The 13779-nt window shown below is 60.6% G+C and carries 12 protein-coding genes; 5 read left to right on the top strand and 7 right to left on the bottom strand.

Going from position 1 to position 13779, the window contains the following annotated elements:
* Nucleotides 1–73: 73 nt before the first annotated feature.
* The 5 genes from ATI02_RS16990 to ATI02_RS17010 all read right to left on the bottom strand — a co-directional run bounded on the left by ATI02_RS16990 (nt 74) and on the right by ATI02_RS17010 (nt 4845).
* Nucleotides 74–817 carry a penicillin-binding protein activator LpoB gene (locus ATI02_RS16990; protein WP_100846865.1) on the bottom strand — a complete coding sequence of 248 codons (744 nt, stop codon included), beginning with the start codon at nt 815–817 and terminating at the stop codon, nt 74–76.
* Between the two features lie 3 nt (nt 818–820).
* On the bottom strand, nt 821–1408 hold the full coding sequence (gene lpoB / locus ATI02_RS16995) for a penicillin-binding protein activator LpoB (RefSeq protein ID WP_007911129.1): 588 nt from the start codon (nt 1406–1408) through the stop codon (nt 821–823).
* Nucleotides 1409–1445: 37 nt separating this feature from the next.
* Nucleotides 1446–1820 carry a YcfL family putative periplasmic lipoprotein gene (locus ATI02_RS17000; RefSeq protein ID WP_100846866.1) on the bottom strand — a complete coding sequence of 125 codons (375 nt, stop codon included), beginning with the start codon at nt 1818–1820 and terminating at the stop codon, nt 1446–1448.
* A gap of 15 nt (nt 1821–1835) precedes the next feature.
* Nucleotides 1836–3230, bottom strand: a complete 1395-nt coding sequence (locus ATI02_RS17005; RefSeq protein WP_095186867.1) for a COG3014 family protein — start codon at nt 3228–3230, stop codon at nt 1836–1838.
* 205 nt (nt 3231–3435) lie between these two features.
* The gene (locus ATI02_RS17010) at nt 3436–4845 is read right to left on the bottom strand and encodes a COG3014 family protein (protein ID WP_100846867.1); all 1410 of its coding nucleotides are present in this window, start codon (nt 4843–4845) and stop codon (nt 3436–3438) included.
* Nucleotides 4846–5077: 232 nt separating this feature from the next.
* Between ATI02_RS17010 and ATI02_RS17015 the strand changes: the two genes are divergently transcribed.
* Both ATI02_RS17015 and ATI02_RS17020 read left to right on the top strand, forming a co-directional pair.
* The gene (locus tag ATI02_RS17015; protein WP_100846868.1) at nt 5078–6973 is read left to right on the top strand and encodes a cytochrome c/FTR1 family iron permease; all 1896 of its coding nucleotides are present in this window, start codon (nt 5078–5080) and stop codon (nt 6971–6973) included.
* Nucleotides 6974–7073: 100 nt separating this feature from the next.
* On the top strand, nt 7074–7529 hold the full coding sequence (locus ATI02_RS17020; RefSeq protein WP_095186870.1) for a YaiI/YqxD family protein: 456 nt from the start codon (nt 7074–7076) through the stop codon (nt 7527–7529).
* Nucleotides 7530–7659: 130 nt separating this feature from the next.
* Here ATI02_RS17020 and elbB read toward each other — a convergent pair whose 3' ends face one another.
* Entirely contained in the window at nt 7660–8328 is a 669-nt protein-coding gene (elbB, locus tag ATI02_RS17025; protein WP_095186871.1) for an isoprenoid biosynthesis glyoxalase ElbB, read from the bottom strand.
* A gap of 114 nt (nt 8329–8442) precedes the next feature.
* Between elbB and ATI02_RS17030 the strand changes: the two genes are divergently transcribed.
* Nucleotides 8443–9678, top strand: coding sequence for a sterol desaturase family protein (locus ATI02_RS17030; RefSeq protein ID WP_100846869.1), 1236 nt, complete (start codon nt 8443–8445; stop codon nt 9676–9678).
* Here the strand turns inward: ATI02_RS17030 and ATI02_RS17035 are convergent.
* Complete coding sequence (locus ATI02_RS17035; RefSeq protein WP_095186873.1) at nt 9659–10312, bottom strand: DedA family protein; 654 nt, start codon at nt 10310–10312, stop codon at nt 9659–9661. The two genes, ATI02_RS17030 and ATI02_RS17035, sit on opposite strands and share 20 nt — an antisense overlap.
* 207 nt (nt 10313–10519) lie before the next feature.
* Here ATI02_RS17035 and hemB point away from each other — a divergent pair, with 207 nt between their 5' ends.
* On the top strand, nt 10520–11533 hold the full coding sequence (gene hemB / locus ATI02_RS17040) for a porphobilinogen synthase (protein WP_095186874.1): 1014 nt from the start codon (nt 10520–10522) through the stop codon (nt 11531–11533).
* Between the two features lie 18 nt (nt 11534–11551).
* The gene (gene ppk1, locus ATI02_RS17045) at nt 11552–13777 is read left to right on the top strand and encodes a polyphosphate kinase 1 (protein ID WP_095186875.1); all 2226 of its coding nucleotides are present in this window, start codon (nt 11552–11554) and stop codon (nt 13775–13777) included.
* The last annotated feature ends 2 nt before the right edge of the window (nt 13778–13779 follow it).

Raw genomic sequence — 13779 nt, forward strand, 5'->3', positions numbered from 1 at the left:
GCACAAAAAAGGCGACCTGATGAGGTCGCCTTTTTTATTCGCGGCATTCCCACGCAGAGCGTGAGAACGATGCTTAGTGCAGGATTACCGGCGCGGTATCACGCGGCAGATTGTTGCGTTGCGGCGCTTCGCGCGGCTGCTCGTAACTGCCACCACCGAGCTGCTGGCTCAGCTGCCCGGCGACGTCCTCGCCCAGCGCCTTCGACACCTCGCGCACCACCCGTGGGCGGTTCAGCGAGATCTTGATGTCACGGCCGTTCACCAGTTTGGTGTCCTGCGCTTCACCCATCGCCGTGAAGGCCGAGGTGATTTCGAAGGTCTTGGTGTTGATCAGGCTGAAATCCGCCACCAGCGTCAGGCCCAGCACCGCCGAATAGCTGTCGGTGTGCGCCAGGTCGTTCACGTCTTGGGTGAAGTCGATGTCCGACACGGTGCCGAACAGCACATAGTCGGCGCCCTTGAAGTTGCCGGCCTTGATGCGCTTGATCACGTCGTAGACATCACCCTTGGACGACGCGGTGTACGGCGTGCCTTGCACCAGCTGGAACATGCCGGTGCGCAGAATTTCACCCTTGATGTCGCCGGTGAATTTGCGCAGTTCGCCCTGTTCGATGTAACTGGTGGTGGCTTCGATCTCGTTGTAGCTCGAAGAACCGCTGGCGCTGTAGTAACTCTCGCGGTGGTTGCTCTGCGCCGAAACGATGTGGATGTATTGCTCCACACGCTCCTGATACGCCAGATCCGTCACCGCGACTTTCGGGGCCGCTTGCGCGCCGAACGCGCAAGCCAGGGCCATCATGCCAATCCATGCACGCATCGATTAACGCTCCGTGGTTTTGCGAATCTCTTTTTCGTCCATCCACTCGGCCAGACCGCTTTCAACGTCGATCAATTGCAGGCTGAATTTGTAGAAGACGTCCTTGTAATCGCTGCTGCGCTTGACGATCGAGCTGATCGAGCCTTCGATGCGGTACTTGGCAGCCACCATGTTGCCGGTCTTGGCCACGGTGCTCTTCTTGTACAGACCGCTCTGGTTTTGCAGCTTGAGCTGGTCAACCTGGCTTTGCATCGCGTTGTTGTCGCTGGCGAAGCGGGCAACACCGGTTTTCATCAGCTGAGTCTTGATGCTGGTGGTGATTTCGCGGGTATCGATGTACTCGCTGGTCTTGTTCTTCACGTCGTAGACCTGAACCACCGGGCGGCCCTGCAGAATGCCGGACTGGGCCAGGGAGCGGGTCATCGACTCGGCGATCATTTGCAGGTCGGTCGAACCGAATTCGTTGGTGACGGTTTCAACGGCCTTGGTGTCGCCGTAGCTGATGTTCTTGCTGCCCAGGGTCGGCGAGGTGTTGGCGCAACCGGAAGCGAGCAGGGCGATAACGGCGATGCAGGAAAAGCGTACAAACATGACAGTGCTCTCTAAAACAGGAATAGGGGAGGCGGACTTAAGGCGTCTTGATTTCCAGACGGAAATCCACGGCTTTCGGCGTCGGGGCGATAGCCTGGACGAAGCTGGTCTGCGCGCCGTACATCATCTGGCTTTTCCAGACCTCTTCTTCGGCGACCGGGAAACCTTCCGGGCCAAGCCAGGCGAAGCGGTAGTAGAAAATCTTGTTGCTGTTGAGGGTGTTGCTCAACTGCACGTTGACCGTCATGAAGCCGTTTTCGCGAGCGACGCGCATGGCGCCGACGACGATGTGCTTTTGCGGGCCCATGGCCACGACTTTGCTCGCGGCGCTGCCCGGCTCAGGAGGTGGCGGGGTGGCGCAGCCGCTGGCCAACAAGGCGAGGGCGGCGACGGCGATGAGTTTGAAGCGCATGCAAAGACTCCGTTCTTAAGGTTGTTTGAGGCTGGCGACGTTGGTCGCAGCGGCGCTCGGGATCACGTGGGCGGCGAGACCGCCAGCAAACACCTGATTGCCCACGGCACGCAGGCTGATCACCTGATAACGCTGATCGACGGTGACCTTGACCACCGAACCGCCCACGGCGCTCGGCAGGGTGACTTGGTGTTCACCTTTCTTCAAGCGCAGACGCACCACCTGGGTGTTGTCCGGCAGGGTGCGCCACGTACGGGTATCGGCACCTTCGAGCACAGCTGAAGAGATACCCACGGCCAGACCGGCCAGTGGGTTGGTTTCGTTAATCTGCTTCTGCGCCACGCCTTTGCTGATCGCGCGCACGGTGGTGCGCAAGATAATCCCCGGCATGTCGTCGCGCAGGGCGCGGCGGGACATGGCAGTGGTGCTGTTGAGGGCGGTCAGATTGACTTGCTGGCCGTCGACACCGATCTGCGCGAACGGCGCGGTGGAGGTGTCCGGCTTGATGATCGGGAACGACAGCGGGGTGATCACCACGTTGTTGGAGATCGGCAATGGCAACGGTACGCGGATCGAATCGCGCGACGGCGCCAGGCCGCTTTGCACCACGATCAGGATGTCGCTGTCATCGCTCTTGGTCGGCTTGTCGAGGTTGACCAGCGCCTGTTCCAGCAGCGGCGTGTTCGGGCGCAGTTCGGCGGCCTTGCGGTAGCCCGGTGCAGCCAGATCTTTTTCGCCGAGGGCTTCATAGACGAAACCGGCCAGGTAATGGCTGAACGCACTCTGGTAGCTGTTCTTCAGACCGACCACTTCCGGCGCGTCGAGGCTGGCGACCGGATAACCCTGCAGGTCTTTGTACTGAGTCTTGATGCCTTCTTTCTCGGCCTCTTCCTCGCTCTTGAGGTACTCCTTGTCGCGCAGGTCGGCAATTACCGCTTCACGTTCGTGAGTCTTCTTGATCGCCGTGCGCGCGCCGTCGAAGTCGTTGACCGCCAGCAGATTGAGGGCCATCTGCGTGGTCAGCATGACCTTTTCGTAGTCGTAGCCTTCGTAGCGGCGGACTTTGTCGTTAACGATGAAGCTACCGAACTGGGCCAGGTACTTGCCGGTGTCGAGTTTGACCGCATCTTCCCACTGACCGACCACCTGGTCGGCGCTGGTCCAGGCGTTCTGGCTGCCAGACAGGTCGCCCTTGGCGCGCAGCAGTTCACCTTTCTCGAAGTAATAGAGCAGGTCTTTGTCGGGGCCGGTGTTGTTCTTTTCCAGCAGGGTCAGCGCGGCATCGACGTTGCCGGAAGCCAGTTGCTGGTTGGTCTGGGCCAATTCGGAATCGTAGTTGCGAAACGCCGAACAACCGGACAGCAGAGTGACGGCGCTGAGCGCAATCAGAGTGGGGGCGCGGAATGCCATGGGGGGTACTTCTTCCCTGGAGTAACTACAGCCGCGGATGCTGGTCGGGCTGGTGTGACCCATCGACAGTGGCGCTGGCCTCCTGCCAATTCCTCATAACCAGAGGAGCTTTTATGCCGCATCGCGATAGCGAGGGCGCGGCATTATAAGCGGGGGCTGATGGCTATGTAATAGCTTTTTAATTGCACCAGTTAGTTAGGTGCCATTACCGCCCGGGACTGCCAACGGCAGCAGGCTCTGATACTTCGGGTAGCACCAGCGCAGACCCCACGTAGTGGTTCATGCCCATGAATACCCGCAGGTTGAACACCTGATGGTTCTGGTCGACACGCACGGTGAACCCGTCCGCTGCACGCAAGTATGGGAAGCTCACGCGATGCAGGCCTTTTTTCAGGCGAAGCCGGGCGACCAGGGTTTTGTCCGGCAGGGTGCGCCAGGTGCGCGTATCCGCTTCTTCGAAAGGATCGTGTTCAGTAACCACCAGCGAAGCCTTGGCCGGATCGCGTTCATTCTTTTGAGCCTGACTGATGGCGGCCATGTTGGCGCGGAACATGGCGCGCGAGATGATCGCCGGCATGTCATCGCGCAAGGTGCGCATGGCCATGTCAGTAACGCTGTTGATCATCGTCAACGGGTATTGTTTTCCGTCGACGAGCACACTCGGTACAGGCGGTGTGAGGGTGTCGGGCACCATCACCGGAAACGAGATCGGCGCGACAATCGTCAGGTTTTCGTTCAGCCGCACCGGGATGGGTACTTGCACCGAACTGCGCGCCGGAGCAAAACCGGCCTGGACAACGACTAGGACTTCGCTTTCATCGGCGGCGGGCGCCGGCTTGTCCAGATTGCGCAAGGCTTTCTCGAGAAACGGTACGCCTGGGCGCAACTCAATGGCCTGGCGATAACCCGGTGCCGCGAGCGTGCGTTCGCCCAAAGCCTCATAGGTGAAACCTGCCAGGTAATGGCTGAACGCACTCTGGTAGCCGTTCTTCAGTTCAATCACTTGCGGGGCGTCGAGGACGGTGACCGGATAGCCTTGCAGATCCTTGTAGTGCAGGGTGACTCCCTGACTTTTGGCCTGCTCTTGAGCCTCTTCGTATTGTCGCTCCCGCTGGCGGGCAATCAGGGTTTCGCGCTCGTGGGTCTTCTTGATGTCGGCACGAGCACCGTCGAAATCGCTTTCCGCCAGTTGGTTGAGGGCCATCTCTGTGGTCAGCATGACTTTTTCGTAATCGTAACCTTCGTAGCGCAACAGCTTGTCGTTGACCAGCATGGTGCCCATTTCATTGCCGAACCGGGCCAGCAGCTTCATGCCTGCGGAGGGATCGGCTTCTTCGCGCTGGACAATCATCCGGTCAGCCGTGCGCCAGGCTTCCTGACTTTTTGGCAGGGCCGTGCCGGCACTGAGAATGGCGCCTCTTTCCAGGTAATACAGCAGATCCTTGTCTTCCCAGGGATTATTCAGCTCCATCAGATAGAGCGCTTCGTTGAGGTTGCCCGCCGCCATCTGATCGATGGTCTGCTGCATCTCTGCATCGTAATCGCGGTAAGCGGCGCAACCGCTCACCTGAATGATGGCGCTGAACAAGATGCAAAACGGCAGGCAACGGCGCATGGAGTCAGGTTCTTCCTTGAACGGCAAGGGCGGGAGGTGAGGCAGTATAGGGGCTGTTTGTCTCGGCATGTCGCCTTCACGGTGCGGGCGTTCGTCCAGTTCATGCAGGGACACTACCGAGCATCGGCGGCACCGTTACACTGAAAAAACGACCGCCGCGCCGACAAAGCTTGAGGGAATCTCACTGGAAGTGAACAATGTGTTACTTCGTATTACCAATTGAGATTCGTTCATGACTGCGCCGTCCCGTTTTCTGGCCTGGCTGTTGTTCCCGTTGTGCGCCCTGAGTTGCTCGAACCTGCTGGCCGATGCGGTCGAAGGCGCGCCGCAAGCGCTGCACATGCTCGATTACATCAGTGCCGACTACCCGCCGACTGTGGAAGCGGGCAAGGTCGTCGACGACTCCGAATACCGCGAGCAACTGGAGTTCATTCAGGTGTTGCAGGGGCTGATCGCGGATTTGCCAGCCAAACCGGAAAAGGCCGGACTGGAGCAGGGTGTGGTCGCCTTGCGCACGGCGGTCACCGCCCGACAGGACGGCGCGGAAGTTGCCCGTCAGGCCCGGCAACTGGGGGCGAAACTGGCTGTGGCCTATGAAGTCAGCCAGGCGCCGATCATCACCCCGGATCCGGCGCGAGCCGCGCCACTCTTCGCCCAGCACTGCTCGGTGTGCCACGGTGACACGGGCGCTGGCGATGGCCCGGCCGGCGTCGGCCTGACGCCGCCACCCGCCAACCTGCGCGATGCTGCGCGTCTGGATCACCTGAGCCTCTACGCGATCTACAGCACCCTCGGTCAAGGCGTCGAAGGCACCGACATGCCGTCCTTTGCCGATCAACTGGATGATCGCCAGCGTTGGGACATGGCCACTTATGTCGCCGGGCTCAGCGCCGATGCCTCGGCCGCCAAGTCCGAGCAGACTTACAACATCGCCGATCTGGCCCGCCAGACTCCGGCCGAAGTGCAAATGGCCGAAGGCCCGCAAGCCGCCGCGACGTTCCGCGCCCAGCGTGCGCAACCGCCGCAGGTCAAGCGCGGCCCGGCGCAGTTGCTCGACTACACCGCCGCGACCCTGGACAAGAGCCTCGCGGCCTACCGTGCAGGCGAACACGATCAGGCCTACGACCTGTCGGTGGCGGCGTATCTGGAAGGCTTTGAACTGGTAGAGAGCTCGCTGGATAACGTCGACGCCAATGTGCGCAAAGACACGGAAAAATCCCTGATGGCTTATCGGCAGTCGTTGCAGGACGGCTTACCGGTGGCCCAGGCCGAGCAGCGTCTGGATGCGGCCAAGGCCAAACTCAAGGAATCCGCCGGTCTGCTCGGCAGTGATGGCTTGAGCTGGTCGCTGAGCTTTATCTCGGGCCTGCTGATTCTGCTGCGCGAAGGCCTGGAAGCGATTCTGGTGCTGGCGGCAATCCTCGCGTTCCTGCGCAACACCGGTCAGCAATCGGCGGTGCGCAGCGTCAACGTCGGTTGGGGGCTGGCGCTGCTGGCCGGCCTGGCGACCTGGGCGCTGGCGGCGTATGTGATCGATGTCAGCGGTTCGCAGCGTGAACTGCTCGAAGGCGCTACGGCGCTGTTCGCCAGTGTGATGGTGTTGTGGCTCGGTGTGTGGATGCACGATCGTCGCCACGCAGCGGCCTGGCAGGATTACATCAAGAGCAGTCTGGTCGGCGGTGGCGGGCGTTTTGGCTTCGCGATCCTGGCGTTCTTCTCGGTGTATCGCGAGTTGTTCGAAGTGATCCTGTTCTACGAAACCCTGTGGTTGCAGGCCGGTCCAGCCGGACACAACGCGGTGCTGGCAGGCGGCGCGACGGCGCTGGTGCTGCTGGTCGGTCTGGCGTGGGTCATCCTGCGCGGTTCGGCGAAACTGCCGCTGACGCTGTTCTTCAGCATCAACGCCGCGCTGCTGTGTGCGCTGTCGGTGGTGTTTGCCGGGCATGGCGTGAAGGCGTTGCAGGAAGCCGGGATCTTCGGCACGCGGCCGGTGGCGTTCTTTGATTTCGACTGGCTGGGCATTCATGCCGATGCCTATTCGCTGACGGCGCAGGCAGTGGCGATTGTGGCGATCATCGTGCTGTATAGCCGTAGTCGGTTGGCTGAGAAGAAGCGGGTCGCGGCTTAAAGGCATTCGCTGCGCTCATAATCGCGAGCAGGCTCGCTCCCACATGGATGGCTATATCCTGTGGGAGCGAGCCTGCTCGCGAATTTTTTGGAGGTTGAAAATGCGTGTATGGATCGATGCCGACGCCTGCCCACGGGCGGCGAAGGATCTGGTGGTGAAATTCGCGCTCAAGCGCCAGTTCGAAGTGGTGCTGGTGGCCGGGCAGCCGCAGACCAAACCGGGGCTGGCCATCGTCAAACTGATCGTGGTGCCAAGCGGCCCGGATGCAGCGGACGATTATCTGGTCGAGCACGCCGTGCCCGGTGAACTGGTGATCTGCAGCGATATTCCGCTGGCCGATCGGCTGGTGAAAAAGGGCGTGTCAGCGCTGGATCCGCGAGGCAAAGAGTTCGACGCGCAGAACATGGGCGAGCGCCTGGCGGTGCGCAACCTGTTCACCGATCTGCGTGAGCAGGGCCAGATGAGCGGCGGCCCGGCGCCATTTGGTGATCGCGAGAAGCAGGCGTTTGCCAATGCGCTGGACCGGATCCTCACACGGCTGACCCGTAAACCCTGAAAATTACAAAAAGCCCTTGTGGGAGCGGGCTTGCTCGCGAAGGCGGTGTGTCAGTCAACGAAGAGTTGTCTGACCTGACGTCTTCGCGAGCAAGCCCGCTCCCACATTGGTTTTGTATTCGGCCAGGAAATCAGGCGTCGTTTTCGTGGGTCAGTTCGAGCACGCGGTCGACCAGTTTATTGATCCCCGAAGCCGCTTCACTGATGTTTTGCGCCAGCATGTAAGCCGGAGTCGTCACCAGTTTGCGCGCCTTGTCTTCGACGATGTCGCTGACCGCGCAGTCTTCGTGGGTGGCGCCCATCTTGTTCATCGCCGTGGCGGTGTCGGCATCGTTGCCGATGGTGCAGATCACGCCCGGGCCGTAGATCTTCGCCGCGAGTGCCGGCGAGATGCAGATCAGTCCCACCGGTTTGCCCGCCTCGGCAAAGGCCTCGGCCAAGGCCAGAACATCTGGCTGCACGGTGCAGCCAGCGCCTTCGATGGCGAAGTTCGACAGGTTCTTCGCGGCGCCAAAACCACCCGGCACGATCAGCGCATCGAAGTCTTCGACGTCGGCGTCGCGGATGTCCTTTATGTTGCCCCGGGCAATGCGCGCCGACTCCACCAGCACGTTGCGCGACTCGGGCATTTCTTCGCCGGTCAGGTGATTGATCACGTGCAATTGTGCGATGTTCGGGGCGAAGCACTGTACCTGCGCACCGCGTTGATCAAGGCGGAGCAGGGTGATGACGCTTTCCTGGATTTCGGCGCCGTCGTACACGCCACTGCCGGACAGGATCACTGCAACTTTTTTGCTCATGGGTTTCTCTCCAGATTCATGGCGCTAAATGTCCACTAAATTGTCGCGCGTTGCCATAGGGTAAATTCGCCGCAGGCCTACGATCTGCTGCATGGGACAGGCCTGGGACACGTCATGAACTTCATTCTGTATGCGGTGCCGTTTTTCTTCGTTCTGATCGTCGTCGAACTGATCGCCGACCGTTGGCGCGGGGTCAGCCACTATCGCCTGGCCGATGCGGTGAACAGCATCAGCACCGGCGTACTGTCGACGACTACCGGGCTGCTGACCAAAGGCGTCGGGCTGGTGACCTATGCCTTTGCCCTGGAACATCTCGCGTTGCTCAGGCTGCCGGCGCAAAGCCTCTGGGTCTGGGTGTTTGCCTTCGTCCTCTATGACTTCTGCTACTACTGGCTGCACCGCATGGGTCATGAGCGCAACATCCTCTGGGCGGCGCATTCGGTGCACCACCAGAGCGAGGACTACAACCTCTCGACGGCGTTGCGCCAGACCAGCACCGGTTTTCTGCTGAGCTGGATCTTCTACCTGCCGATGGCGGTGCTCGGCGTGCCGCTGCTGGTGTTCGTCAGCGTTGCGGCGCTGAATCTGCTTTATCAATTCTGGGTGCACACCCAACACATCCCCAAGCTTGGCTGGTTCGAGTGGTTCTTTGTCACGCCGTCCAATCATCGGGCTCACCATGCACAGAACGCTCTCTACATGGATCGCAATTACGGCGGGGTGTTCATTATTTGGGATCGGCTGTTCGGTACGTTCCAGGAAGAGGACGACAACGAACCAGTGATTTTCGGCGTGACCACGCCACTGGCGAGCTGGAATCCGCTGTGGGCCAACCTGCAGTTTTATGCGCAGCTATGGGACGACGCACGCCGTGCGCAAAGCAAATGGGACAAGCTGCGGATCTGGTTCATGCGCACCGGTTGGCGGCCGGCAGACGTCGCCGCGAAGCACCCGATGAACAAGCCGGACCTGAGCCGGTTCCGCAAGTTCGAAGTAGTGCTCGATAGTCGTCAGCAGTGGTATGTCGCGGCGCAGTTCTGCGTATACATCGCGCTGGGCAGCTATCTGATGAATCTGGAGCAGGGTCTGCCGACCGCCGCGCTGGTGCTCGGCTGGAGTGCGGTGGCGTTCGGTCTGTTTGCGTTGGGCGTAACCCTGGAGAATCGCCCTTGGGCGCTGAAGGTGGAACTGCTGCGGCTGGCATCGAATGTGCCACTGGTGTGGCTGGCGCCGGTGGTCGGGCTATGGCCGGCCAGCCCGGTGGCATGGGCTGGCTTGCTCGGTTACAGCCTGCTCAGTGGTATCGGGCTGTATGGCGTTCGCCAGCGAATTACTCGTTTGGCGTCTTAGGGGCGACGACGACTTTGGCCTGTTCGGCCTGATGTAACTGCGCGGCTTTTGCGGCTTGCTCGTCGGCGTAGACCTGCTTCGCCAGACGCGCATTCTTGAAGCGGCGGCGCAGCCACAGGCCAACGCCCAGTACCAGCAACGCGCCGAGTACCCACAACTCGTATTTCTTGATGCTGCCGAGCATGCCTTCCAGCACCGCGCCGAAATGGTAAGCGGCAGCGGCCAGCGCAGTGGCCCAGATCGCGGCGCCAATGCCGTTCAGCAGCAGGTAACGTCCCGGTGGATAACCCGACAGGCCGATCGCCACCGGCATTACCGTGCGCAAGCCATACACGAAGCGGAAGCTCAGGACCCAGATGTCCGGATGCTTGCGAATGTGCTCCAGTGCCCGGTCGCCCATTAGTTGCCAGCGCGGTTTGCGTGCGAGCAATTTGCGCCCGTGCTTGCGCCCCATGAAGTACCACAACTGATCGCCGGCATAGCTGCCGAAGAACGCCACGACCACCACCAGGTTGATATCCATGTATCCACGAAACGCGAGGAAGCCCGCGAGCACCAGGATGGTTTCGCCTTCGAAGAACGTGCCGAGGAACAAGGCAAAGTAGCCGAAGTCATGCAGAAATTGTTGGAGCATTGTCTGGGTGCTGGCGAAATGAACGCGCAGCCTAACCCTTCGGACACATTCATGAAAGTGTCGAAATGTGTCTCGACGTGAACAATTCCTACACTGAGAATGGAATGCGGCTACGTGACACAGGTCTCACACAACTGTCATCTGTTGGTCATAATGGCCGTCTATAACTGTCACGCTCGCCCGTTTGCGCGGGCTCAGGAGTCCGCCGTGAGCTTTACCCCCGCCAACCGTCTGTTCCCTGCCACGCGCCTGCGCCGCAATCGTCGTGACGATTTTTCGCGCCGTCTGGTGCGGGAAAATGTGCTGACAGTCGATGACCTGATCCTGCCGGTATTCGTGCTCGACGGTGAAAACCGCCGCGAAGCTGTTGCTTCGATGCCCGGTGTAGAGCGCTTGACTATCGATCTGCTGCTTGAAGAAGCGGCGCACTGGGTCGAGCTGGGGATTCCGGCATTGGCGCTGTTCCCGGTCACTCCCGCAGAACGCAAATCCCTCGACGCCGCCGAGGCCTGGAACCCTGAAGGCATCGCCCAGCGTGCCACTCGCGCCCTGCGTGAGCGCTTCCCGGAGCTGGGCGTCATCACCGACGTCGCGCTCGACCCGTTCACCACCCACGGTCAGGACGGCATTCTCGACGAAGATGGCTACGTGCAGAACGACATCACCGTCGACGCACTCGTCCGCCAGGCGCTGTCCCACGCCGAGGCTGGCGCTCAGGTCGTTGCCCCGTCGGACATGATGGACGGGCGCATTCAGGCGATCCGCGAAGCGCTGGAAATCGCCGGTCACGTCAATGTGCGGATCATGGCCTACTCGGCCAAGTACGCCAGCGCCTATTACGGGCCGTTCCGCGATGCGGTGGGTTCGGCTTCGAACCTCGGCAAGGCGAACAAGGCTTCTTATCAGATGGACCCGGCCAACAGCGATGAAGCGCTGCACGAAGTCGGCGCCGACTTGTCTGAAGGCGCGGACATGGTCATGGTCAAGCCGGGCATGCCGTATCTGGACATTCTTTTCCGGGTAAAAGATGCCTTCAAGGTGCCGACCTTCGTCTATCAGGTTAGCGGCGAATACGCCATGCACATGGCGGCGATCCAGAATGGCTGGTTGAGCGAGGCGGTGATTCTCGAATCACTGACCGCCTTTAAACGTGCCGGCGCTGATGGCATCCTGACTTACTTTGCTGTCCGCGCCGCTCAATTGTTACGAGAGCAGAAATAGCCCTCCCAGGAACATTCAATGAATACCGAAGGACTCACTGAAGTTGCAGTAAAAGAAGCTCAGCCGGTGGTGGAACAAATCACCGAAACCCCGCCGGAACTGGAGCCTGCGCCACCTGCGCCGGTCACCGAACCTGCTGCGGCGGCGCCGGTGATTGCGATTCCGGGCCTGGATGACAGCAGCCTGTACATCCATCGCGAGCTCTCGCAACTGCAGTTCAACATCCGCGTGCTGGAACAGGCGCTGGACGAGTCCTATCCGTTGCTGGAGCGGTTGAAGTTCCTGCTGATCTTCTCCAGCAACCTCGACGAATTCTTCGAGATCCGCGTCGCCGGCCTGAAAAAGCAGATCACCTTCGCCCGTGAACAAGCCGGTGCCGATGGCCTGCAACCGCATCAAGCCTTGGCGCGGATCAGCGAACTGGTCCACGGTCACGTTGATCGCCAGTACGCGATCCTCAACGATATCCTGCTGCCAGAGCTGGAAAAGCATCAGGTGCGTTTCATCCGTCGCCGTAACTGGACGACCAAGCTCAAGACCTGGGTGCGCCGTTATTTCCGCGACGAGATCGCGCCGATCATCACCCCGATCGGCCTCGACCCGACGCACCCGTTCCCGTTGCTGGTGAACAAGAGCCTGAACTTCATCGTCGAGCTCGAAGGCATCGACGCCTTCGGTCGTGACTCCGGTCTGGCGATCATCCCGGCGCCGCGTCTGCTGCCACGGATCATCAAGGTGCCGGAAGAAGTCGGCGGTGCTGGCGACAACTATGTGTTCCTGTCTTCGATGATCCACGCTCACGCTGATGACCTGTTTCAGGGCATGAAGGTCAAGGGCTGCTACCAGTTCCGTCTGACCCGAAACGCCGACCTGGCGCTCGATTCCGAAGACGTCGAAGACTTGGCCCGCGCCCTGCGTGGCGAGTTGTTCTCCCGTCGTTACGGTGACGCGGTGCGTCTGGAAGTCGCCGACACCTGCCCGAAACACCTATCGGACTACCTGCTCAAGCAGTTCAACCTGAGCGAAACCGAGCTGTATCAGGTCAACGGCCCGGTCAACCTGACGCGTCTGTTCAGCATCACCGGTCTGGACAGTCATCCGGAGCTGCAATACACGCCGTTCACCCCGCAGATCCCGAAACTGCTGCAAAACAGCGAGAACATTTTCAGCGTGGTCAGCAAGCAGGATATTTTGCTGCTGCACCCGTTCGAGTCGTTCACTCCGGTGGTCGATCTGCTGCGCCAGGCCGCCAAGGATCCGCATGTTCTGGCGGTGCGCCAGACCCTGTACCGCTCCGGCGCCAACTCGGAAATCGTCGATGCGCTGGTCGATGCCGCGCGCAACGGTAAGGAAGTGACTGCGGTCATCGAGCTGCGAGCGCGTTTCGACGAAGAATCCAACCTGCAACTGGCCAGCCGTCTGCAAGCGGCCGGTGCGGTGGTGATCTACGGCGTGGTCGGCTTCAAGACCCACGCCAAGATGATGCTGATCCTGCGTCGTGAGGCCGGCGAAATCGTGCGTTACGCGCACCTCGGCACCGGCAACTACCACGCCGGTAACGCCAAGCTTTACACCGACTACAGCCTGCTGACCTCCGACGACGCCTTGTGCGAAGACGTCGGCAAACTGTTCAGCCAGTTGATCGGCATGGGCAAAACGCTGCGCATGAAGAAGCTGCTGCACGCGCCGTTCACCCTGAAGAAGGGCATGCTCGACATGATTGCCCGCGAGACCCAGTTCGCCGTCGAAGGCAAACCGGCGCACATCATCGCCAAGTTCAACTCGCTGACCGATCCGAAGATCATCCGCGCGCTGTACAAGGCCAGCCAGTCGGGCGTGCGTATCGATCTGGTGGTGCGTGGCATGTGCTGCCTGCGGCCGGGCATTGCCGGGGTTTCGCACAACATCCATGTGCGTTCGATCATCGGCCGCTTCCTTGAACACACCCGGGTGTTCTACTTCCTCAACGGCGGCGAGGAGCAGATGTTCCTCTCCAGTGCCGACTGGATGGAGCGCAATCTCGACAAGCGCGTCGAGACTTGCTTCCCGGTGGAAGGCAAGAAACTGCTGACCCGGGTGAAGAAAGAGCTGGAGCTGTACCTGACCGACAACACCCACAGCTGGAGCCTGCAATCGGATGGCCGTTACATCCGCAACACGCCAACCGGCAACCAGAACCCGCGCAGTGCGCAGGCGACGTTGCTGGAACGGTTGGGCAGCCCGATTTTGCCGGTGAGCAGCTGATC

This window comes from Pseudomonas baetica, assembly GCF_002813455.1.
GTDB lineage: Bacteria > Pseudomonadota > Gammaproteobacteria > Pseudomonadales > Pseudomonadaceae > Aquipseudomonas > Aquipseudomonas baetica.